Source organism: Trabulsiella guamensis ATCC 49490 (genome assembly GCF_000734965.1).
GTDB lineage: Bacteria > Pseudomonadota > Gammaproteobacteria > Enterobacterales > Enterobacteriaceae > Trabulsiella > Trabulsiella guamensis.
Window position 1 is genome coordinate 1 of the sequence record NZ_JMTB01000249.1, and the last position, 299, is coordinate 299.

Below are 299 nucleotides of genomic sequence, written 5' to 3' on the forward strand. Positions count from 1 at the left end.
GTTTCGCCACCCAGCAGATTCCGCACTCTCTCCACCAGTTCATCCAGGCTGTTATCACACATCCCGAGTTTCCGCAGCTCCTGATCGAGCGAGAAAAGATACTGTGCGTTGGTGCCGAGGGGTCCACTGGCAGCGGCAATCAGCGGCGCGATGACCTGCACACTGGTGTCAGATTCATACAATGGATGTCGGGGATCCATAATAAACACCAGCGCGTTAACGGTGCGACCATCGTCAAGCGCCAGCTTGCACCAGCTTGGCAAATAACAACCAGTGATCATCTCACGCTTCCAGAGCAG

The 299-nt window shown here is 55.2% G+C and carries 1 protein-coding gene; it reads right to left on the bottom strand.

Annotated features, from left to right (window positions below):
- Positions 1–299: gamma-glutamylcyclotransferase (locus GTGU_RS23795; protein ID WP_038164015.1), on the bottom strand; the 299-nt coding region annotated here is incomplete at both ends.